The organism is Streptomyces sp. NPDC088810 (assembly GCF_044750305.1).
Classification (GTDB): domain Bacteria; phylum Actinomycetota; class Actinomycetes; order Streptomycetales; family Streptomycetaceae; genus Streptomyces.
Genome location: NZ_JBIVJQ010000015.1, coordinates 39,112 through 57,742, shown reverse-complemented (window position 1 = coordinate 57,742; position 18,631 = coordinate 39,112). Strand labels below are relative to the sequence as shown.

The 18,631-nt window shown below is 71.5% G+C and carries 20 protein-coding genes and 1 pseudogene; 12 read left to right on the top strand and 9 right to left on the bottom strand.

The features are described 5' to 3' along the window. Positions 1-261: 261 nt before the first annotated feature. Positions 262-492: pseudogene (locus ACIP4Y_RS34555) on the bottom strand (diguanylate cyclase domain-containing protein); the annotation flags it as partial. Between the two features lie 19 nt (positions 493-511). Between ACIP4Y_RS34555 and ACIP4Y_RS34550 the strand changes: the two are divergent. The 3 genes from ACIP4Y_RS34550 (at position 512) to ACIP4Y_RS34540 (ending at position 2,696) form a co-directional block, all read left to right on the top strand. Next, positions 512-847: a hypothetical protein gene (locus ACIP4Y_RS34550; RefSeq protein WP_401399973.1), complete on the top strand. Its 336-nt coding sequence runs from the start codon at positions 512-514 to the stop codon at positions 845-847. Positions 848-1,024: 177 nt separating this feature from the next. Continuing rightward, positions 1,025-1,546 carry a regulator component gene (locus ACIP4Y_RS34545; RefSeq protein ID WP_401399971.1) on the top strand — a complete coding sequence of 174 codons (522 nt, stop codon included), beginning with the start codon at positions 1,025-1,027 and terminating at the stop codon, positions 1,544-1,546. Beyond that, positions 1,539-2,696, top strand: a complete 1,158-nt coding sequence (locus tag ACIP4Y_RS34540; protein ID WP_401399968.1) for an MAB_1171c family putative transporter — start codon at positions 1,539-1,541, stop codon at positions 2,694-2,696. Before ACIP4Y_RS34545 ends, ACIP4Y_RS34540 begins: the two co-directional genes overlap by 8 nt. A gap of 7 nt (positions 2,697-2,703) precedes the next feature. Here ACIP4Y_RS34540 and ACIP4Y_RS34535 read toward each other — a convergent pair whose 3' ends face one another. Further along, positions 2,704-3,540 (bottom strand): SDR family NAD(P)-dependent oxidoreductase, encoded by an 837-nt coding sequence (locus ACIP4Y_RS34535; protein ID WP_401399966.1) that lies wholly within the window; start codon positions 3,538-3,540, stop codon positions 2,704-2,706. A gap of 457 nt (positions 3,541-3,997) precedes the next feature. Between ACIP4Y_RS34535 and ACIP4Y_RS34530 the strand changes: the two genes are divergently transcribed. Continuing rightward, positions 3,998-5,263: a cation:proton antiporter gene (locus tag ACIP4Y_RS34530; RefSeq protein ID WP_401399963.1), complete on the top strand. Its 1,266-nt coding sequence runs from the start codon at positions 3,998-4,000 to the stop codon at positions 5,261-5,263. Positions 5,264-5,280: 17 nt separating this feature from the next. On the opposite strand, the gene ACIP4Y_RS34525 is transcribed toward ACIP4Y_RS34530, so the two are convergent. From ACIP4Y_RS34525 to ACIP4Y_RS34510, 4 genes are all read right to left on the bottom strand, one after another. Next, a complete protein-coding gene (locus ACIP4Y_RS34525; protein ID WP_401399960.1) occupies positions 5,281-5,862 on the bottom strand; it encodes a DUF1697 domain-containing protein in 582 nt (193 codons plus the stop codon). A gap of 25 nt (positions 5,863-5,887) precedes the next feature. Beyond that, positions 5,888-6,559, bottom strand: coding sequence for an RES family NAD+ phosphorylase (locus ACIP4Y_RS34520; RefSeq protein WP_401399957.1), 672 nt, complete (start codon positions 6,557-6,559; stop codon positions 5,888-5,890). Then, entirely contained in the window at positions 6,559-7,242 is a 684-nt protein-coding gene (locus tag ACIP4Y_RS34515; RefSeq protein ID WP_401399955.1) for a hypothetical protein, read from the bottom strand. Before ACIP4Y_RS34515 ends, ACIP4Y_RS34520 begins: the two co-directional genes overlap by 1 nt. A gap of 132 nt (positions 7,243-7,374) precedes the next feature. Next, the gene (locus ACIP4Y_RS34510; protein ID WP_401399952.1) at positions 7,375-7,917 is read right to left on the bottom strand and encodes a hypothetical protein; all 543 of its coding nucleotides are present in this window, start codon (positions 7,915-7,917) and stop codon (positions 7,375-7,377) included. Between the two features lie 800 nt (positions 7,918-8,717). On the opposite strand from ACIP4Y_RS34510, the gene ACIP4Y_RS34505 reads away from it, so the two are divergent. The 3 genes from ACIP4Y_RS34505 (at position 8,718) to ACIP4Y_RS34495 (ending at position 11,216) form a co-directional block, all read left to right on the top strand. Continuing rightward, positions 8,718-9,077 (top strand): DUF6204 family protein, encoded by a 360-nt coding sequence (locus ACIP4Y_RS34505; protein ID WP_401399949.1) that lies wholly within the window; start codon positions 8,718-8,720, stop codon positions 9,075-9,077. A gap of 72 nt (positions 9,078-9,149) precedes the next feature. After that, positions 9,150-9,593: a MarR family winged helix-turn-helix transcriptional regulator gene (locus ACIP4Y_RS34500; protein ID WP_401399947.1), complete on the top strand. Its 444-nt coding sequence runs from the start codon at positions 9,150-9,152 to the stop codon at positions 9,591-9,593. Positions 9,594-9,800: 207 nt separating this feature from the next. After that, the gene (locus tag ACIP4Y_RS34495; RefSeq protein ID WP_401399944.1) at positions 9,801-11,216 is read left to right on the top strand and encodes a hypothetical protein; all 1,416 of its coding nucleotides are present in this window, start codon (positions 9,801-9,803) and stop codon (positions 11,214-11,216) included. A gap of 15 nt (positions 11,217-11,231) precedes the next feature. On the opposite strand, the gene ACIP4Y_RS34490 is transcribed toward ACIP4Y_RS34495, so the two are convergent. Further along, on the bottom strand, positions 11,232-11,639 hold the full coding sequence (locus tag ACIP4Y_RS34490) for a MazG nucleotide pyrophosphohydrolase domain-containing protein (protein WP_401399942.1): 408 nt from the start codon (positions 11,637-11,639) through the stop codon (positions 11,232-11,234). A gap of 129 nt (positions 11,640-11,768) precedes the next feature. Here ACIP4Y_RS34490 and ACIP4Y_RS34485 point away from each other — a divergent pair, with 129 nt between their 5' ends. Next, the gene (locus tag ACIP4Y_RS34485) at positions 11,769-12,767 is read left to right on the top strand and encodes a TAXI family TRAP transporter solute-binding subunit (RefSeq protein WP_401399939.1); all 999 of its coding nucleotides are present in this window, start codon (positions 11,769-11,771) and stop codon (positions 12,765-12,767) included. A gap of 28 nt (positions 12,768-12,795) precedes the next feature. Here the strand turns inward: ACIP4Y_RS34485 and ACIP4Y_RS34480 are convergent, their stop codons facing one another. After that, positions 12,796-14,226 carry a sensor histidine kinase gene (locus tag ACIP4Y_RS34480; RefSeq protein ID WP_401399938.1) on the bottom strand — a complete coding sequence of 477 codons (1,431 nt, stop codon included), beginning with the start codon at positions 14,224-14,226 and terminating at the stop codon, positions 12,796-12,798. 9 nt (positions 14,227-14,235) lie between these two features. Continuing rightward, positions 14,236-14,922 carry a response regulator transcription factor gene (locus tag ACIP4Y_RS34475; RefSeq protein ID WP_358642557.1) on the bottom strand — a complete coding sequence of 229 codons (687 nt, stop codon included), beginning with the start codon at positions 14,920-14,922 and terminating at the stop codon, positions 14,236-14,238. A gap of 296 nt (positions 14,923-15,218) precedes the next feature. Between ACIP4Y_RS34475 and ACIP4Y_RS34470 the strand changes: the two genes are divergently transcribed. The 4 genes from ACIP4Y_RS34470 (at position 15,219) to ACIP4Y_RS34455 (ending at position 18,607) form a co-directional block, all read left to right on the top strand. Further along, positions 15,219-15,995, top strand: coding sequence for an amino acid ABC transporter ATP-binding protein (locus ACIP4Y_RS34470; RefSeq protein ID WP_358642559.1), 777 nt, complete (start codon positions 15,219-15,221; stop codon positions 15,993-15,995). Positions 15,996-16,080: 85 nt separating this feature from the next. Then, positions 16,081-16,920 carry a glutamate ABC transporter substrate-binding protein gene (locus tag ACIP4Y_RS34465; RefSeq protein WP_401399935.1) on the top strand — a complete coding sequence of 280 codons (840 nt, stop codon included), beginning with the start codon at positions 16,081-16,083 and terminating at the stop codon, positions 16,918-16,920. Between the two features lie 74 nt (positions 16,921-16,994). Next, positions 16,995-17,660, top strand: coding sequence for an amino acid ABC transporter permease (locus ACIP4Y_RS34460; RefSeq protein ID WP_401399932.1), 666 nt, complete (start codon positions 16,995-16,997; stop codon positions 17,658-17,660). Further along, the gene (locus tag ACIP4Y_RS34455) at positions 17,657-18,607 is read left to right on the top strand and encodes an amino acid ABC transporter permease (RefSeq protein WP_401399929.1); all 951 of its coding nucleotides are present in this window, start codon (positions 17,657-17,659) and stop codon (positions 18,605-18,607) included. Before ACIP4Y_RS34460 ends, ACIP4Y_RS34455 begins: the two co-directional genes overlap by 4 nt. Positions 18,608-18,631 lie beyond the last annotated feature (24 nt).

Here is an 18,631-nt window from a genome sequence, read left to right as displayed (position 1 = left end):
CAGCACGTACAGCTTGCCCATGGCCACCAGGCTGGGGCCGCAGAGAATGAGCGAGAGCCACCACGAGTCCCTGGCCACGTAGGTGCCGGCGACGAGCATGGTGACGCTGATCACGGAGCCCAGGTACAAGCCGGTCATCCAGAGCGCGTGCTGGCGCTTTTCCCGCGCCAGTCGCACCATGCGGTCCGCCTGCTGGAGCGTATTCGAGTTCGATCGGCTCGGGAGGCGGCCCGAGACGTACAAGGAGCCGGGCGCTGGAGGCTCGTCCTGCATATGGGGTGCGTACAGCTCGACCCGGTCCTTGCCCCAGGACTTGGCGCGGTACATGGCCAGGTCGGCGTTGCGCAGCAACTCACCGTCGGCGAGCTCCGGCTCGGCGAACGCGACTCCGATGGAGGCGGTGACCTCGATGTCGGTGCCGTCGATGGTGCAGGGCTGGGACAGGCTGATTCTCAGCCTGTGGGCAAGCTCCAGGATGTGCCGTTCGCGAACCGAAGCGCTCGCCCAGGAGGTGGCCCCGCTGAGCATCAAGGTACTGATCGTCGAACCCGGCGCCTTCCGCACCCGTTTCTTCGGCGACGCCCTGCACGAGTCGGCGCCCCTCCCGGCGTACCAGGCGGCCGCCGGCCGCACCCGCGCCGGCATCGGCGATGCCCACGGCCCGCAGCCCGGCGATCCCGCCAAGGCCGCCGCGGCCATCCTCGGCGCCCTCGACAGCGACAGGACACCGCTGCGCCTGCCCCCGGGCGGCGATTCCGTGGACGCGCTCAAGGGCCACCTGGACAGCGTCCGTGCCGAACTGCTGGCCTGGGAGCCGGTCAGCCGGGACGTCGGCTTCGACGAGTGATCCCGGGCGTCCGCCGCCGGTTCACCGGGCCGCCCACGGGCGGAGGTTTTTCGCCAAAGGGCGACCGAAAGACCGGGCAGGCGTGTGCAAGGGGGCGGGCGACCTGCTTAGGTGTGACCCACGGCTTGTCCGCTGGAGCGGGAAGTGCTTTCTCGCCCGAACGGGGTGACACGGCAGGTGAGGAGAACGGGCGAGTACGCCGCGCTACGGCGCCGATGCACCGCGATTCTGCGCGATCTCGGGGTGCAGCGGTCGCTGTCCCTCGACGCCGTCCGGGAGCGGGTGGAGGAACTCAGAGGCCGTCCGCTCGTGCTGAGGGAGCTGCCCGAGGAGGCCGCAGCCACCGGGGCCTGCGGCCTGTGGCTGGGCACGGTCAACGCCGACTACGTCTTCTACGAGGCCCGGACCGCTCCGCTGCACCGCGAGCACATCATCCTCCACGAGATCGGTCATGTGCTGTGCGATCACCACCGCAGCCTCACGGAGGACGGCGAGCAGCCGGCCGGTGACCTCCTGGCCGGCCTCCAGCCCCATCTCGTCGCACGGCTGATGGCCAGGACGAGTTACACGAACACCGAGGAACAAGAAGCCGAGATGATCGCCACCCTGATCCAGAGCGCCGGGACGACCGGCCGGGTGGCCGGACCTCTGGGACGGCTCGGCGCGTTCCTCGGGGTGACGGCGGACGCCGGTGAGTGAGCTGGCGGCACACGTCGGACTCGCCAGCGTCCTCGCCCTGTGGTTCGCCCTGGTCTGGCGGGCCCGGTCCGCGCTGCGCCAGCCCCGCCTGCGAGGGCTCTGGCTCACCGTGCTGGCCGCGACCACCGCCATCACCCTCTTCCAGCCCCGGATCGTCGGCCGGCTCGCGTCCGCCGGGATCGACGTCCACTCCGTGTCACTGGTCCGCAACCTGATCGGCGTCCTGAGCGCGGGACTGGTCCTCCTCTTCGTGATCGACCCCAGCCGTACTCCGCGGCTGCGCCGGTACGTGGCGGTCGGGATGACGGCGGCCCTGGTCTCGCTGCTCGTCCTGGATCTGCTCCAGGTGGACCAGGCGAGCGCAGGGACGGCGTCCGCGCAGCGGCCCGCGTCCGCGTCGTCCGCCTACTGGCTGATCCTCATCGGCTCCCACCTCGCCGGTGACGCCGTCGCCGTCGTGGTCTGCTGGGCGTACAGCCTGCGCACGACCGAGCGGGACCTCGTCTGGTCACTGCGGCTGTTCGCGGCGGGCAGCGTGCTCGCGCTCGTCTTCTGGTCCGGTTATCTGTTCCATCTCTACGACCCCGCCCCGCCGCTGCTGCCCTACCTGTCCGTGATCATGGGCGTGCACGGCTTCCTGCGGGCGGCGTCCCTGCTGGTCCCCACCGCCGGCGCCCTCGCCCGGTCGGCCGGCGCGCTGCGGACCATCTGGCGGCTGTGGCCGCTGTGGCGCGACCTGGTGACGGCGGTACCCCATGTGGCCCTCGCCAGGCCCCGGCGGACCCGGCTCCTGGAGGTGCTCCGGCCGCGCCATCCGCTGGCGATGCAGGCGCACCGGCAGACCATCGAGACGTACGACGCCCTGCTGACGCTCCAGCAGTACGTGCGCCCGGACGCCTACGAGAGGGCACACCGGTACGCCCGGCGGGCGGGGGTGCGCGAGGACCGGCTGGCGTCCGCCGCGCTCGCCGCTGCCGTGGACGAGGCCCGGCGGGCCGTCCTCGCCGGCGTGCCGCCGTCCGACCCGCACCCGCTGCCCGGGGTGACGCACGGCAGCCCGGAGACACTGCTGGGGATCGCCCGGATGTGGCCCGCCATGACCGGCGTACTCCCCCGGCCCGACCGGACGTCGCCGGCCCGGCCGCGCTGAGGCCTGGTCAGCGGGGAGCGCCGGAGCCGTTTTCGCCGCCGCGCGGCGCGATGTGGTAGTCGAAGGCGAGGGTCCCGGGGTCGAGGGCGGTGGCGCCGCCGTCGACGGTGAGCACGGCTCCGTTGACGTACGACGCCGCCGGGGACAGCAACCAGCTGATCGCCTCGGCGATCTCGCGCGGCTCGCCCGGGCGTCCCTGGGGCAGCAGGCGGGTCGCCTCCTCGTAGGCGGCCTCCATCCCGCCGCCGGGCAGCTGCGCCTCCTCGGCGAAGCGGGCCATGCGCCGGTCGGCCATCTCGGTGCGCACCCAGCCGGGGCACACGACGTTGGCGCGCACGCCCTGCCGCCCGTAGTCGACGGCGACGGACCGGCACAGCTGGAGCAGGGCCGCCTTGGAGGTGGCGTACGGGGCGTTGCTCGTGCCGTTGCGCAGCGCGGACACCGATGCGACGGCGACCACCGAGCCCTTGGACTCCAGCAGGTGCGGGATGGCGGCGCGGAGCAGGAGCAGCGGACCGGTCAGGTTGGTGCGCATCACCTCGTCCCAGTCCCGCAGCGACATGTCGCCGACGGCTCCGCCGCGTCCGATGCCGGCGTTCAGCACCAGTCCGTCGAGCCGTCCGTAGGCGGCCAGGGCGGCCTGGACGAGTCCCTCGGCCGCGTCGGGGTCCCCGACGTCGGACGGATGCGCCAGCGCGCCCGTCTCCTGCGCGAGGCGCTCCAGGGGTTCGGCCCGCCGGCCGGAGACGACCACGTGGTGTCCCGCCTCGCCCAGCAGCCGGGCCGTGGCCTGCCCGATGCCCGAGCCCCCGCCGGTCACGACGACAACGCGCTTGTCCTCCACCGCAGTTCAGGCCCCTTCACCGAGATCACCGACATCGCCTGACTCACCAGACGTCTCCGAGCTTAGAGCCCCTTGATCCACTGGAGACGACTTCCAGCCAGCGTCCGCCCCGGTCGCCCCGGTCGCCCCGGGAGCCGGTCGGCGCGGCCGTGCTCGAACTGCTCCGGTTCCCACGCGGACTCGGCGGCCTGAAAGGCACGGGCGGTGGCGGTCAGGGCGGTGACGCACGCCGGGACGCCCACCGGCATTCTTCCGCGATCACCGCATTCGCCCTTTTTCCCGACCCCGCCCACACATTCCGCGTCAAGAATATTTCCGGTCTCTTATCGAAAGCCATACGGATCGCGAGATCACCGTTGACAAAGAGGGTCTATACAACGAAGCATGGCGGGGCACGTCGGCGGCACCTCATCGAATTCCGGGCAGCGCCCGCAAAACGACGACAAGGCAGGGACCGGTGACCACGAACCAACTGTTCGCGCTCTTTTCCGACCTGGCCCTCATACTCGTCCTGGCGCAGCTCCTGGGCGCCGTGGCACGACGATTCTCCCAACCCGCGGTCATCGGAGAGGTCCTCGCGGGCATCATGCTCGGCCCCACTTTACTGGGCCACAAGGCGTCCGATTTCCTCTTCCCGACCGATATCCGGCCGATGCTCACCGCACTCGCCGATGTGGGTATGGCCGTATTCATGTTCATCGTGGGTCTGGAGCTGGACCGGAAAATTCTGCGCGGCACCGGACGACTGGCGGCCACCGTGTCGCTGTCCTCCATTCTTCTGCCGTTCGGACTCGGCGCCCTGCTCGCCCTGCTGCTGGTCGAGGACAACGCCCCGCATCACCGGCTGGGTTTCGTGCTCTTCATGGGTACGGCCATGTCGGTGACCGCCTTTCCGGTGCTGGCCCGCATCCTCACGGACCGGAAGATGCAGCACACCCCGGTCGGCGGGCTGGCGCTGGCCTGCGCCGCGATCGGGGACGTGCTCGCCTGGTGCATGCTCGCGGCCGTGGTCGCGCTGGCCGGCGGGGGCGGCGCCCACCAGTGGTATCTGCTGCTGCTCGTGCCGTACACCGGCGTGATGCTGTGGGTCGTACGGCCGCTGCTGCGCAAGCTGCTCGCCGCCGGTGACGGCACCTCCCGGCTGAGCCCCGCGGCGCTGACGGCCGTGCTCGCCGGTCTGCTCGTGTCGGGCGCGGTCACCGAGAAGATAGGCCTGCATTTCATCTTCGGCGCGTTCTTCTTCGGGGTGGTGATGCCGAAGGAATCCACCGAGCGGCTGCGCGCGGACATCACCGACCGGGTGGGCCATGTCAGCACTCATCTGCTGCTGCCGGTGTTCTTCATCAGCGTGGGCCTGAAAGTCGACCTGTCGGATCTGGGGCGGTCCGGGTGGCTGGACTTCGCCCTCATTCTGCTGGTCGCGGTCAGCGGCAAGTTCCTCGGCGCGTTCCTGAGCGCCCGGGCGCACGGTGTCACGGCGCGCCAGTCGGCGGTTCTGGCCACCCTCATGAACACCAGGGGCCTGACCGAGCTGATCATCCTGACCGCCGGTCTGCAACTCGGCGTCCTCAACGAGCGGTTGTACTCACTGATGGTCGCCATGGCCGTCGTGACCACGGCGATGGCCGGGCCGCTCCTGTCGGTCCTCCAGCCGCGGCCCCTCGCCGATCACCACCTCGTCCGGCCGGCCAGCGACGCCCAGCCGCCCGCCGCCAAACGCTGATCCGGCCGGCCCCCGGCTCAGTCCCCGGTGGCCAGTTCGTGCAGCGCGGTGACCGTCCTCCAGTTGCGGGTGGTGGCCCGCATGCCGAGGTGGCGCTCGATGAAGGTGTTGTTCAGTTTGGTCCTGCCGTACCCGTCGGGGACGCGCAGGTGGATCTCGTCGCCGACGAGCGTGAACACGGCCGTCTCCCCGGCCGGCACCGCCAGGCGGGCGGCCTGCTCGGCGGTCGGCTCCTGGGCGAGGAAGGTGACGTGCAGCTTGGCCGGGTCGTCCTCCCGGCCCAGGTAGGGGTTCGCGGCGAGAGTACGGGCCAGCGAGTCGCCGGTGCGCAGCAGGACCGTGCAGGGCACCCCGAGGTCGTCGGCGATCCGCTTCTCGATGCTCGCGGCGAGGTCGGCGGGGCGCTGCGTACCCGGGGCAGCGGGAGCGGGGGCGCTCGCGGTGGCGATGGGGGCGCGGAATACGACGTTCCCACTCTGCAGATACGTCCGGACGTCCTCGAACCCCATGCCGGCGAACAGGGCGCGCAGGTCCTTCATGGCGATCCGCGCGCTACCGCCGACATTGATCCCGCGCAGCAGCGCGATGTACGTCGTCATGGCATCAAGCTCTCACACCCGCCCTTCACGGCCCCTCGGGCCCGGTGATCCGCGCCCACAGCGGTGCGAGCAGTTCGTTGGCGCGTGCCCGGCCCTCCTGCGAGCCGAGGTCCGGGATGCCGCGGTCGGGCAGCACCTCCAGCGGCGGGCCGTCCGGGCCCGGGCAGCGGTCGTGGTAGAGCACCATCACGTGCTCGGAGCGGTTGCGCCGGGACTCCCAGATCAGCCCCATGGCATCGGACGCCTGCGCCCGGATCTCGCTCGACCAGCGCCGGGCCCGCGCGTAGTTGCTCTCGTCCTCCAGGAGCGTGGCGTCCTGGCACACCGCGGCCAGGTCGGCGCCGCTGACCAGGGAGACCAGGAGCAGGTCGGACCGGGTGCGCAGACAGCTGAGCGAGCGCTGCCAGACCGCGCGGCAGGGGATCGTACGCCCGCCGGCCGGCGAGTCGAAGGGCCGGGAGCGCAGCACGCTCTCCGCCAGCGCGGTCAGCGCGCTCTCCGCCAGGTACAGGCTGTGGTACTGGTCCAGCACCGTGCCGTCGAAACGGCCCCCGTGGAAGTGGATGTCCGCGAGCCGCGGATTGAACTCGTCCGGCGCGTACCGGGACAGGTGCACCCGCCACAGCTCCGTACCCGCGGGGATCACCCGGCGGTTGGGGCGCAGCTTCAGGTCGATCATGGGGAAGAAGCCGCCCATCACTCCCCCTCCGCCAGTTCCAGGGCCGCGCCGACCAGCCGGTGGTCGGGGAGCCGGCCGAGCAGGTCCGCGGGAGTGCCGCCGAGCCAGGTGTTGCCGCTCAGCCACCAGGCCGCGGCGCCCCAGGGGTCGATGTCCGCGAGCAGCAGCCGGTTGACCTCCAGGACGACGCCGTGCGGGGTGCCTCCGGCCGGGTCGAACTGGAACTCCGGGTAGCGGTCGTGGTCGTCCGGAGCGCGCAGTCTGATCAGTTCGGGAGGCGGCGCGCCGCCGCAGCGGACCCACGCCTCGGCGGCCGACAGCGCCGGTTGCCTGAGCAGCAGGTCCTGCTCGGGGTCCGGGTCGTACGCCGGTCCACGCGCCGGCGACGGCAGGTCGAACCAGGCCATCAGCTCCTGCGCACCGGCCACGGTTACCGGTCCGGGCAGCGTCACCGTCCCGCGCGGGGAGTCCAGTTCCCGGCGCACCGGATGGCCCGACGGCAGCTTCAGCAGCACCAGCCTGACGCCCTGGAGTGCCCTGCGGACCGCCCGGTCGTCGTCCGGCGGCGCCGTGGCAAGCGCCCTCAGCCTGACCAGCAGCAGCGCATGCTGCTCGCCGTCCAGCCCCTCGCGGATGGTGTCCCGGTGCTCGCCGATGAGGGCGAGCAGCCGCTCGGCCGACCCCGTACGCGGTTCGTTCACGCCGTCCTCCCCTGTGCCCAGCCGAGTCCGCCTCCGTCGCCGTACGGCGGTGTCGCCGGGCTCCGGCCCGGGATCACCGCCACTATGCCGACCCCCGGCGCGCGCGGCGGCGAGTTGCCGTTCCCGGCCTGCTCACCGCCCGGAATCCGCCCGGAACGCGGCCAGTTCGGCGCGCATCTCGCGGCGCATCCGCCGCAGCCGGCCCCACAGTTCGTCGATGCCGTCCCGCACGGCGGCCGGTGAGTCCCCCGCGCGCGGGACTCCGTCGTCCAGGCGCCGGACCATGCCGTAGACCGCCCCGAGGTCGTGGCTGAGGCCGCCCGCGAGGTCGAGCACCCGGTCGGGCATCCGCAGCTGGGCCTCGGCGTACACGTCCCGGTACTGGTCGCGCGCCTCCGTGAGCCGCTGCCGCACGGTCCGCAGCTCCTCGTTCCGGCCCAGCGCGTGCACCTGGTCGGTGAGGGCGGCCAGGTACTGGCGGGCGGAGGTGTTCAGGGCGACGTAGCACGCGCGCAGTTCCTGGACGTGCCGGCGCCGTTCCCGCACCTCCTCGACGCGCTCCTGCTCGCGCCGGCGGCTGCGGTCGGCCGCGCGCTGGGTCAGCAGCGCGGACAGCAGCGTCCCGACGACTCCGACGACCGCGACCACGGGCGCGGTCGCTTCCCCGACATCCACCCCGCCTCCCCCCTTAATTCCTCACGATGCCAGGGAAGCAGCGGCCCCGACCCAGGTGAATCCCCGTCCCGAACCTCGCCCGACGTTCGCCCCGCGGACGCCCGGATCGAGGGGCGGAACCGGCTGGGCGGACGGCACCTGCTCGCATGCCGGTGGCTGGTGACCGCGCCTGCGGCGAAGGGGGCCCGGCCCGGGGCTGGGGTTCCGGGTGACCGACGCCCGGGCCCGGCGCACGGCACCGGGCTGAACCCGGCCCCGGTAGGCGCGCCGGCGGCCCAAGCCCTCCCGGGCTGAGGTCCCCGGTCACCGACACCCAGACCCGGCACACCACACCCAACCGAAACCCCGCCACGGCAATCGCGCCGGCGGCCCAAGCCCTCCCGGGCTGAGGTCCCTGGCCACCGACACCCAGGCCCACGCGCGACACCCAGCCGAACCCCGCCACTGCAATCGCGCCGGCGGCCGAAGCGGCCCGAGGCTGAGATCCCAGGTCACCGACACCCAGACCCGGCACACGACACCCAGCCGACCCCCGCCACGGCAATCGCGCCGGCGGCCCAAGCCCTCCCAGGCTGGGGTACCAGGTCGCCAACGCCCAGACCCGGCGCACGACACCCAGCCGAACCTGATCACGGTAGCCACGTTGGCGGCCCAAGCCCTCCGAAGCTGCCCCCGGGTCACCCGCGCCCGCCGCGCAAGGGTCCGCCGGCCCGGTGGCTGCCGCGTGAGGTGCGCGCCCGTTCCCGGCGGCCCCCGAAACCCGGTGGAAGACGCACCCCCGCTCTGCCTAAGGTCGCGGAATGAGTACGCGAACCTTCCGCATCACCGTCCGCGGCGCCTTCGACGCCCTCACCGACGCCCAGCGCGCCGCCCTGCTGGCCGACGCCGCCGAACACGACGTCCTGCGCGCCGCCTTCACCCCCGAGGGGAGCCTCACCTACGACATCGCCGCCCGGCCCGCCTTCGTCTTCCGCTTCTCCGCGACGGGAGAGAAGGAGGAGGACATCCTGGAGGCGACGGAGCGGGCCGAGGAGACGGCGAAGGCCTGGCTGACCGAGCGCGGCTACGGCTTCAAGCACCTGCGGACCACCGCTGAGGACCTCTCCCAGGCGCCGCTGGGCAAGCGACAGCGCCGCGCCGCCCGCAGCACCGGCGCATGAAACCCGCCCATAAACTTGAGTAGTCAAGGACATCGCAATCAACGACATCGCAAGGATGGGGAGGCGAGGCGAGTGAGTGACGCCCTGGACACGGCGCTGCGGCTGGTACGCGCCCAGACGGCGCTCGTACGACGCTTCGACGCCCGGCTGAGCGGGCTGCACGGCGTCAGCCTCGCCGACTTCACCCTGCTGCTCCGGCTGGGGCAGGCGCCCGGCGGCCGGATGCGCCGGGTCGACCTCGCCGAGGCGCTGGGACTGACCGCCTCCGGGGTCACGCGCGGGTTGGCTCCGCTGGAGCGGATCGGACTGGTGACCCGGGAGCCGGACGCCCGGGACGCGCGCGTGGCGTACGCGGCGCTGACCGCGACGGGCCGGCGGCGGCTGACGGAGATGCTGGCCACGGCGGAGGAGACCGCCGCCGAGATCTTCGCCCGTGCTGCGTGGCCCGCGGCGGACATCGCCGGCCTCGCCGCGCTGCTGACCCGCCTCGGCGGCACGGGGCTTTCCGGGCGCTGAGCCCGCCCTGCCGCGACCGTCGCCGGCACAACTGCCCGTGGCGCAGGTCACGTTGAGCTGTGGCCGGATTGTGCGCGACCCGTGCCCAGGGGGTGGCATGCTCATGTTCGTCACCGGGTTACCGGCTGGTTCTACTCGTGAGTAGCAACGGCGCCGGTACCTCTCTGCCACCCCCCACTCCACACAGGACCCACCTTGCGCAGACGCATGAGGCACAGGCGTGCCCTGCTGCCCGCCTTCGCCGTGACCTCGCTGTTCCTCGCCGCGGCCTGCTCCTCGCCCGCACCGCAGGCCGCGCAGCAGCCGGCCGCCGGACAGGAACAGCAGATCCGGGCCACCGAGCCCGCCGCCGAGGGCACGGAGCACTCGCTCACCGTCGCCGCCGCTCCCACCGCCCCCGCGACCGCCACGGCGGCCCCGCGCGGCTCCGGGCAGCGAGCCCACAGGACGGCGCTCACCGTCAGCTCGTACGACGACCACACCCGGCGGGCCGTCATCTCCGAGCATCCGAAGGGGAGTTCACCGCCCTCGCCCGCACCGTCCACCGGTTCCTCCGCCGCACCGCACCGGACCGCCGTGGGCGACGTGATCGCCAGTGCGCCCGCGCCGGGGGCACCGCGCGGACTGCTCGCCAAGGTCACCAAGGTGATCGGCGAGACGGACGGCGGCACCGAGGTGCAGACCGAACCGGCCACCCTCAACGCGCTGCTCGGCGACGCGACAGCGAAGGGCGACGTGCCGGTCGACCCGTCGTCCTTCACCGTCGACAAACTGCTGCCCGATGTGCAGGTGTCGTGGTCGAAGACCGGTGACGTGCACGCCGGCCCCAAGGGCGCGACGGTGCCGCTCGGCAGCCTCCGGCTGGACGTCGGCGCCGAGGTGCCCACCGCCGGGGACTCCGCCGCGTCGGCCACCGCTTCCGTGCACGGCTTCGTCCAGGTCGCCCCGCAGGTCGACTTCGCCTACGGCGGCACCGGCAGCGACGCCCCGCCCGGCTCCGCGTACCTCGGCGTGTCCGGCGACTGGACCTCCGGCTGGGCGGTCAAGGGCCGGGCCGCGGCGGCCACCGGCACCCCGCTGCGCATCCCGTTCGCCAAGCTGCACGCCGACCCCGTCCTGCAGGTCGGCCCGGTGCCCGTCGTCGTCAACCTCGATCTGACCTGCTACCTCCAGATCAGCGCCGACGGCCGGGCCACCGTGGATATCGAGCAGAGCCTGAAGGGAGACTTCAAGGCCGGTGGCACCTTCGGCTTGGCCCAGGGGTGGACGCCGGTCAGCTCCTCGCACATGACCGGCACTCCCGTACGCGCCTCCGTCACCACCGCCGGCAGTGTGAAGACGGCACTCGGCGCCGAGGCCACGGTCGGCCTCTACGGCACCGTCGGCGTCACCGCCGACCTGGCCCCGTATCTGCGCGGCGAGGCCGCCGGCACGCTCACCGCCGCCTCCGACGGCAGCACACCCAGGGCGACGGGCACCTGGGGTGTCTACGGCGGCGTGGACCTGTCCGGAACCCTGCGGCTCCAGCTGTCCGTCTTCGGCACCCCCGTCGTCCAGCGGAGCATCCCGCTGGGCGCGCTGCACCGCGAGTGGAAGCTGGCGGGCGGCTCCCTGTCCTCGTAGCCCCGGGCGGAGGCGTCAGGCCGCGCCGCCCGGTATCCAGCCCTGGCGGCGCAGTACGGCCGAGACGTCCGGCGCCCGGTAGTGCTCCCCCTTGAGCACCTTGCCGTCGGCCCGGCGGGCAACCTTCCCGTCCGGGCCGCGCTTGCTCATGTTGGCGCGGTGGATCTCCGCGATCACCTCGTCGAGGTCGATGCCGTGCACCAGGGCCGTGCCGTAGGCGACGTACACCACATCGGCCAGCTCGTGCGCGAGCCGGTCCAACGGCCCCTCCACCGCGACCTCGGCGACCTCCGCGGCCTCCTCGGCGAGTAGTTCGCCCCGGTGGGCGGCCAGTTCCGGGTCCACCTCGGTCGGCGTGCTGCGGGCGTCGAGGCCGAAGGCGCGGTGGAACTCACGGACGAGACGGGCGGGCGAAGAACTCATACGGCGACTCTAACGACCGCCACTGACAACGCCCGCCGCCCCGAGTGGACCCCCGGCGTCCGCCTCGCCGGGCCCCGGAGGGACCCCGGCCCTGGCCAGCGGCGCGCGTCGCCTGGCAGGATCGCCCGCATGTCCAAGGTGTTCCCCCGGCTCGGCAGGCGCCGAGCGCTGCAGGGCGCGGCCGTCGGTGTCGTCGCCCTCGGGCTGCTGCTGTGGTGGCTGCTGCCCCTGGGCGAGAAGCCGCCGAGCGGAACGATCGTGTTCAGCACCGGCAGCCCCCGCGGCGTCTACCAGGAGTACGGCGAGCGGCTCCGTACCGAGCTGGGCAAGGACATGCCGGGCCTGAAGGTCAAGCTGCTCGACAGCGCCGGTTCCCAGGAGAACGTCCAGCGGGTGGCGACCGGGCAGGCCGACTTCACCATCGCGGCGGCCGACGCCGTGGCGACGTACGAGCTGCGACACGGCAGCGGCGCCGGGCGGCTGCGCGGTGTGGCCCGCCTCTACGACGACTACGTGCACCTCGTCGTACCCAGCGGTTCGGACATCAGGACCGTCGCCGATCTGCGGCACAAGCGGGTGGCGACCGGGCTGCCCGATTCCGGGGTACGGCTGATCGCCGACCGGGTGCTGCGGGCGGCCGGCATCGACCCGCACAAGGACATCACGCCGGTGGCCGACGGCATCGACACCGGGCCGGCGCGGCTGCGGGAGGGGAAGATCGACGCCTTCTTCTGGTCCGGCGGCCTGCCCACGAAGGGGCTGGTCGCGCTGGCGCAGAAGCGTGACTTCCGGTTCGTACCGATCGACGACGACCTCGTCACCCGGCTGCACGACCAGGGCGAGGGCGCGCGCTACTACCGGGCCACCAACATCCCCGAGTCGGCCTACCCGAACGTCCAGCAGGGGGTCCAGGTGCCGACGATCGCCGTGTCCAACGTGCTGATGACCCGAACGGACGTCGATCCCCGGCTGACCGAGTGGGTGACCCGCACGGTGATCAAGAGCCGCGACGACATCGGTGCCCACGTCCACTCCGCGCAGCTGGTCGACCTGCGCACCGCCATCTACACCGACCCCCTCCCCCTCCAGGAGGGCGCCCGGCGCTACTACCGGTCGGTGAAGCCCTAGACCACGCGGGCGGAAGCCCGGCCAGGGCCTAGGACGCGGCGCCCTTGGTGTCCCCGGCGGCCTCCGCGTGCCGCGGCACCCGCACCGTCACCCGGAGCCCCTGCGGTTCGTGGTGGGCGTACTCGATCGCGCCGCCGCCCGCCGCGAGCAGGGCGCGGGTGATCGACAGGCCCAGGCCCGAACCGTTCACGTTCTGGTGCCGGCCGCTGCGCCAGAAACGGTCGCCCACGCGCGCGAGTTCCTCGTCGGTGAGGCCGGGCCCGGTGTCCGTGACGACGACCGTGGTGGTGTCGCCGTCGACGCAGACGGCGACCTCGACCGTGCCGCCCTCGGGGGTGAACTTCACGGCGTTGTCGATCACCGCGTCCAGGGCGCTGGACAGGGCGATCGGGTCGGCCCAGGCGGTCGTGGGCGGACATTCACCGGTCAGCCGGACGCCCCTGGCCCGGGCGGCCGGTGCCCACGCGGCCACCCGCTCCTCGGCCAGCGCGCCGATGTCGGTCAGCCGGAGGTCGGCCTCGGCGTGCTCGGCCAGCGCCAGGTCGAGCAGGTCGTCCAGGACCTGCGCGAGGCGCTTGCCCTCGGTGCGGACCGAGGCGATCTCCGCGTTGTCCTCCGGGAGTTCGAGGGCGAGCAGTTCGATGCGCAGCAGCAGCGCCGCGAGCGGGTTGCGCAGCTGGTGCGAGGCGTCGGCGACGAAGGCGCGCTGCTGCTCCAGCACGGCCTCGACGTTGTCCGCCATCTCGTTGAACGAACGGGCCAGCCGTCTGAGTTCCGGCGGCCCGCCGGCGGCCGCGACCCGGGACTTCAGCCGCCCGGTGGCGATGTCGTGCGTGGTGGCGTCCAGGACCCGGACCGGCCTGAGCACCCAGCCGGTCAGCCTGAGCGCGGCGCCGACGGCCAGCAGCATGGCCGCGATCTCCCCGGCCCCGATGAACAGCCAGCCGCGCAGGATCCGGGACCGCAGCTGTCCGGTGGGCGAGTCGGTGACCACGACCGCGACGACGTCCCCGTCCCGGATCACTGGCGAGGCGACGACGAGCCGTCCGCGCTGCCAGGGCCACACCTGCCGCGGGTCATGGCTGCGCCGGCTGAGCAGCGCCTCGTCGAACGCCCGGCGGACCTCCCCCGTCTGCGGTACGAACCAGTCGTCGGGCGCGTTGGCCATCGCGGAGCCGTTGCGGTAGAAGACGCCCGCGCGGATGCCGTAGACGCCGTGGTAGCTCTCCAACTCGCTGCGCAGGCTCGCCCGGCGCTCGTCCGTGGTGGTGCGGCGGGAGCCGCCGGGCGCGTCGGTGACGAACTGGGCGAGCGCCGCGAAGCGTGCCGTGTCGTCGATCCGGTCGACGACGACCCGCTGCTGCTGGGCGGCGGCCACGCTGCCGGCCAGCGGGATGCCGAGCGCGAGCAGGACGGCCGCCAGCAGGACGATGAGCAGCGGGAGGAGGCGTGTGCGCACCCGTCCCCGCTAGGCGGCCGGGGCGACGAGCCGGTAGCCGACGCCGCGTACGGTCTCGATCAGCGCGGGCATGCGCAGTTTGGCGCGCAGGGAGGCGACGTGCACCTCCAGGGTGCGGCCCGTCCCCTCCCAGCTGGTGCGCCAGACCTCGCTGATGATCTGTTCGCGCCGGAAGACCACCCCGGGCCGCTGGGCGAGCAGCGCGAGCAGATCGAACTCCTTGCGGGTCAGCTGGATGACCGCGCCGTCCACGCTGACCTGGCGGGTGGGGAGTTCGATCCGGACCGAACCGAGCAGCAGCGCGTCCTCGCCGCCGGTCGTGGGGTCCTCGTGGGCGGTGCGCCGGCTGACGGCGTGGATCCGGGCGAGCAGTTCCCCGGTGTCGTACGGCTTGACGACGTAGTCGTCCGCGCCCATGTTGAGCCCGTGGATGCGGGAGCGGACGTCGGCGCGCGCGGTCACCATGATCACCGGGGTGCTGGTGCGTTTGCGGATCTTGCCGCACACCTCGTAGCCGTCCTGGTCGGGCAGGCCGAGGTCGAGCAGGACGACACCGAAGCCGTTGCCCTCGGGGACGAGCGCCTGGAGGGCCTCCTCGCCGCTGCGCGCGTGGGTGACCTGGAAGCCGTGCCGCGCGAGGACGGCGGACAGGGCCGCGGCGACATGGTTGTCGTCCTCGACGAGCAGCAGTCTCATCCCGGCCCCCTCCGGTTCAGCGGTCGTACGGTCTCGGTTTCCGTCAGGCTTGCAGATCGCGCCCACGCGCGCGTGCACCATGGCAGTGACGCTGATGGTTAAGGACGGCGTCAAGAGGGTTCCGGTTGCCTGCCGCTTCCGTTACCCGGCCGATATGCTCGGCGGCCGCATGTGCTACGACACGTGTCCGATCGCTATCGGATCGTGATGCTCAGATCTCCCTCAGATGTGATGACGCAGGTCACAGCCCCTCACTACTGTCCTCGGAAACCCGAGGAGGACGGAGCCTGAGAGCGATGACCAAAGTAACGGTGGCCAAGGAGGACGCGGCCACGTCCGACGAACTGGTCGTCCTGAAGAGCGTCAACAAGCACTTCGGCGCGTTGCACGTGCTCCAGGACATCGACCTGACGATCGCCCGCGGCGAGGTCGTCGTGGTCATCGGGCCCTCCGGGTCCGGAAAGTCGACGCTGTGCCGCACCATCAACCGCCTGGAGACGATCGACTCGGGCACGATCACGATCGACGGCAAGCCCCTGCCGCACGAGGGCCGCGAACTGGCCCGGCTGCGGGCGGACGTCGGGATGGTGTTCCAGTCGTTCAACCTCTTCGCGCACAAGACCGTGCTCGAGAACGTGATGCTGGGCCAGGTCAAGGTCCGCAAGGCGGACAAGAAGCAGGCCGAGGAGAAGGCCCGGGCGCTGCTGGACCGGGTCGGCGTGGGCACCCAGGCCGACAAGTACCCCGCCCAGCTGTCCGGCGGCCAGCAGCAGCGCGTCGCGATCGCGCGGGCGCTCGCGATGGGTCCGAAGGTCATGCTGTTCGACGAGCCGACCTCCGCCCTCGACCCCGAGATGATCAACGAGGTCCTGGAGGTCATGCAGCAGCTCGCGCGCGAGGGCATGACGATGATCGTGGTCACCCACGAGATGGGCTTCGCGCGATCGGCGGCGAACCGGGTCGTCTTCATGGCGGACGGCCGGATCGTCGAACAGGCCACGCCCGAGCAGTTCTTCAGCAACCCCCGCAGCGACCGGGCCAAGGACTTCCTGTCCAAGATCCTGCACCACTGACGGAACGCCCCGGCCGCACGCGCCGCCGGGCCGCGTCACCCGCGCCTCAGGGACTCGTTCCTCACCACTCAGAAGGATGTTCACCATGAAGCTCCGCAAGGTCACCGCCGCCTCGGCCGTCCTCCTCGCCCTCTCCGTGACCGCCACCGCGTGCGGCGGCGACGACAAGAAGGACGACAACGGCTCCTCCGGTGGCGGCAAGAAGATCACCATCGGTATCAAGTTCGACCAGCCGGGCATCGGCCAGAAGACGCCGCAGGGCTATGCGGGCTTCGACGTCGATGTGGCCACCTACGTCGCCAAGAAGCTGGGCTACAACGCCGACCAGATCGAGTGGAAGGAGTCGAAGAGCGCGGACCGCGAGACCATGCTGCAGCGTGGTGACGTCCAGTTCATCGCCGCCTCCTACTCGATCACCCCGGAGCGTCAGCAGAAGGTCGACTTCGCCGGCCCGTACCTGCTGGCCCACCAGGACGTGCTGCTGCGCGCGGACGAGACGAAGATCAAGTCGCCGGCGGACCTGAACAACAAGAACCTGTGTTCGGTGGCCGGCTCGACCTCGGCACAGAACGTCAAGAAGACGCTGGCGCCGAAGGCGAACCTGCAGACCTACCCGACCTACTCGGCGTGCCTGTCCGGTCTGCAGAGCGGCGCCATCGACGCCCTCACCACCGACGACTCGATCCTCGCCGGTTACGCCTCCCAGTCCCAGTTCAAGGGCAAGTTCAAGCTGGGCGGCTTCAAGATGACCAACGAGAACTACGGCATCGGCGTCAAGAAGGGCAGCGACCTCAAGGCCAAGATCAACAAGGCCCTCGAGGAGATGGTCTCCGACGGTTCCTGGGAGGCTGCCGTGAAGAAGAACTTCGGTCCGGCGAACTACAAGAACGAGCCCGCCCCGAAGATCGGCGACATCAAGAGCTGAGGCAATGCCCGCCGGTGCGCCGCCCCTGACGGCGGCGCACCGGGGCATCCCTACACGCGGAAGCGCGGGAGATCGTGTTCGACTTTCTTGGACGTTACGACGTACTGGGCGCCTTCTGGACGACCGTGCAGCTCACCTTGCTGTCGGCCGTCGGCTCCCTCGTCTGGGGCACCCTGCTGGCCGGTATGCGGGTGGGTCCGGTACCGCTGATGCGCGGTTTCGGTACCGCCTACGTGAACATCGTGCGGAACATCCCGCTGACGGTGATCATCCTGTTCTCCTCGCTCGGCCTCAGCAACACGCTGGGTGTCACGCTCGGTGCGGCCGACTTCCAGGTCCGGGGCTTCCGGCTGGCCGTGCTCGGTCTGATCCTCTACACCTCGGCCTTCGTCTGCGAGGCGATCCGCTCCGGCATCAACACCGTGCCGGTCGGCCAGGCGGAGGCCGCGCGTGCCATCGGCCTCAGCTTCACTCAGGTGCTGCGCCTGATCGTGCTGCCGCAGGCGTTCCGTGCGGCCATCGGTCCACTGACCAACGTGCTGATCGCGTTGACGAAGAACACGACGGTGGCCGCCGCGATCGGCGTGGCGGAGGCGGCGCTCCTGATGAAGGAAATGATCGAGAACGAGGCGCAACTGCTGCTGATCTCGGCAGTCATCGCCTTCGGGTTCGTGTGCCTGACCCTGCCGACCGGGCTGATCCTCGGCTGGGTGGGCAAGAAGATGGCGGTGAAGCGATGACTTCTGTTCTGTACGACGCCCAGGGGCCCCGTGCCAAGCGGCGCAACGTCCTTTACACGGCCGTCTTCGTGGTGGCCCTCGCGGCCGTCGTGTGGTGGGTGTACAAGACTCTCGACGACAAGGGCCAGCTGGCCTGGGGCTTGTGGAAGCCTTTCTTCAGCAGCACCGAGGCGTACTCGACGTACATATGGCCCGGTCTGCAGAACACCCTGGAGGCGGCAGCGCTGGCGATGGTCATCGCGCTTCCCCTGGGTGCCGTCCTCGGCATCGCCCGGCTCTCGGACCACGTGTGGGTGCGCGTCCCGGCCGCGGTCGTGGTCGAGTTCTTCCGCGCGATCCCCGTCCTGGTCCTGATGATCTTCGGGCTGGCGCTCTTCGCCCAGTACACCGACGTCAGTTCGGAAGACCGTCCGTTCTACGCGGTCGTCACCGGTCTGGTGCTGTACAACGCGTCGGTGCTCGCCGAGATCGTCCGAGCGGGCATCCTCGCTCTGCCGAAGGGCCAGTCCGAGGCAGCCATGGCCATCGGTCTGCGCAAGAGTCAGGTGATGCGGGTCATCCTGCTGCCGCAGGCGGTCACCACGATGCTCCCGGCGATCGTCAGCCAGCTGGTGGTCATCGTGAAGGACACCGCGCTCGGCGGTGCGGTCCTCACCTTCCCGGAACTGCTGGCCTCGGCCAACACGATGAGCGGTTACTACGGCAACATCATCGCCTCCCTGACCGTCGTGGCCGTGATCTTCGTGGTCATCAACTTCTCGCTGACCTCCTTCGCGAGCTGGCTGGAGGGCCGGCTGCGGCGGGGGAAGAAGTCGACGGGCGCGGTGCTCGGTGCCCAGGACGTCGCGGACATCGCGGGCACGGCGGCGACCGGAGCCGAAGGCGGCGGGCTCGACCTCAGCGGTCCGTTCGTCGGCGGCGGACACGGCGGCAAGCACGACAACTGACGGGCATTCAAGTGACATGAGGCA

Excerpts from the sequence above, each read along its gene's own strand:
- ACIP4Y_RS34525 (WP_401399960.1), bottom strand. The coding sequence starts at position 5,862 with ATGACGACGTACATCGCGCTGCTGCGCGGGATCAATGTCGGCGGTAGC.
- ACIP4Y_RS34520 (WP_401399957.1), bottom strand. The coding sequence starts at position 6,559 with ATGGGCGGCTTCTTCCCCATGATCGACCTGAAGCTGCGCCCCAACCGC.
- ACIP4Y_RS34505 (WP_401399949.1), top strand. The coding sequence starts at position 8,718 with ATGAGTACGCGAACCTTCCGCATCACCGTCCGCGGCGCCTTCGACGCC.
- ACIP4Y_RS34495 (WP_401399944.1), top strand. The coding sequence starts at position 9,801 with ATGAGGCACAGGCGTGCCCTGCTGCCCGCCTTCGCCGTGACCTCGCTG.
- ACIP4Y_RS34490 (WP_401399942.1), bottom strand. The coding sequence starts at position 11,639 with ATGAGTTCTTCGCCCGCCCGTCTCGTCCGTGAGTTCCACCGCGCCTTC.
- ACIP4Y_RS34485 (WP_401399939.1), top strand. The coding sequence starts at position 11,769 with ATGTCCAAGGTGTTCCCCCGGCTCGGCAGGCGCCGAGCGCTGCAGGGC.
- ACIP4Y_RS34475 (WP_358642557.1), bottom strand. The coding sequence starts at position 14,922 with ATGAGACTGCTGCTCGTCGAGGACGACAACCATGTCGCCGCGGCCCTG.
- ACIP4Y_RS34470 (WP_358642559.1), top strand. The coding sequence starts at position 15,219 with ATGACCAAAGTAACGGTGGCCAAGGAGGACGCGGCCACGTCCGACGAA.
- ACIP4Y_RS34465 (WP_401399935.1), top strand. The coding sequence starts at position 16,081 with ATGAAGCTCCGCAAGGTCACCGCCGCCTCGGCCGTCCTCCTCGCCCTC.
- ACIP4Y_RS34455 (WP_401399929.1), top strand. The coding sequence starts at position 17,657 with ATGACTTCTGTTCTGTACGACGCCCAGGGGCCCCGTGCCAAGCGGCGC.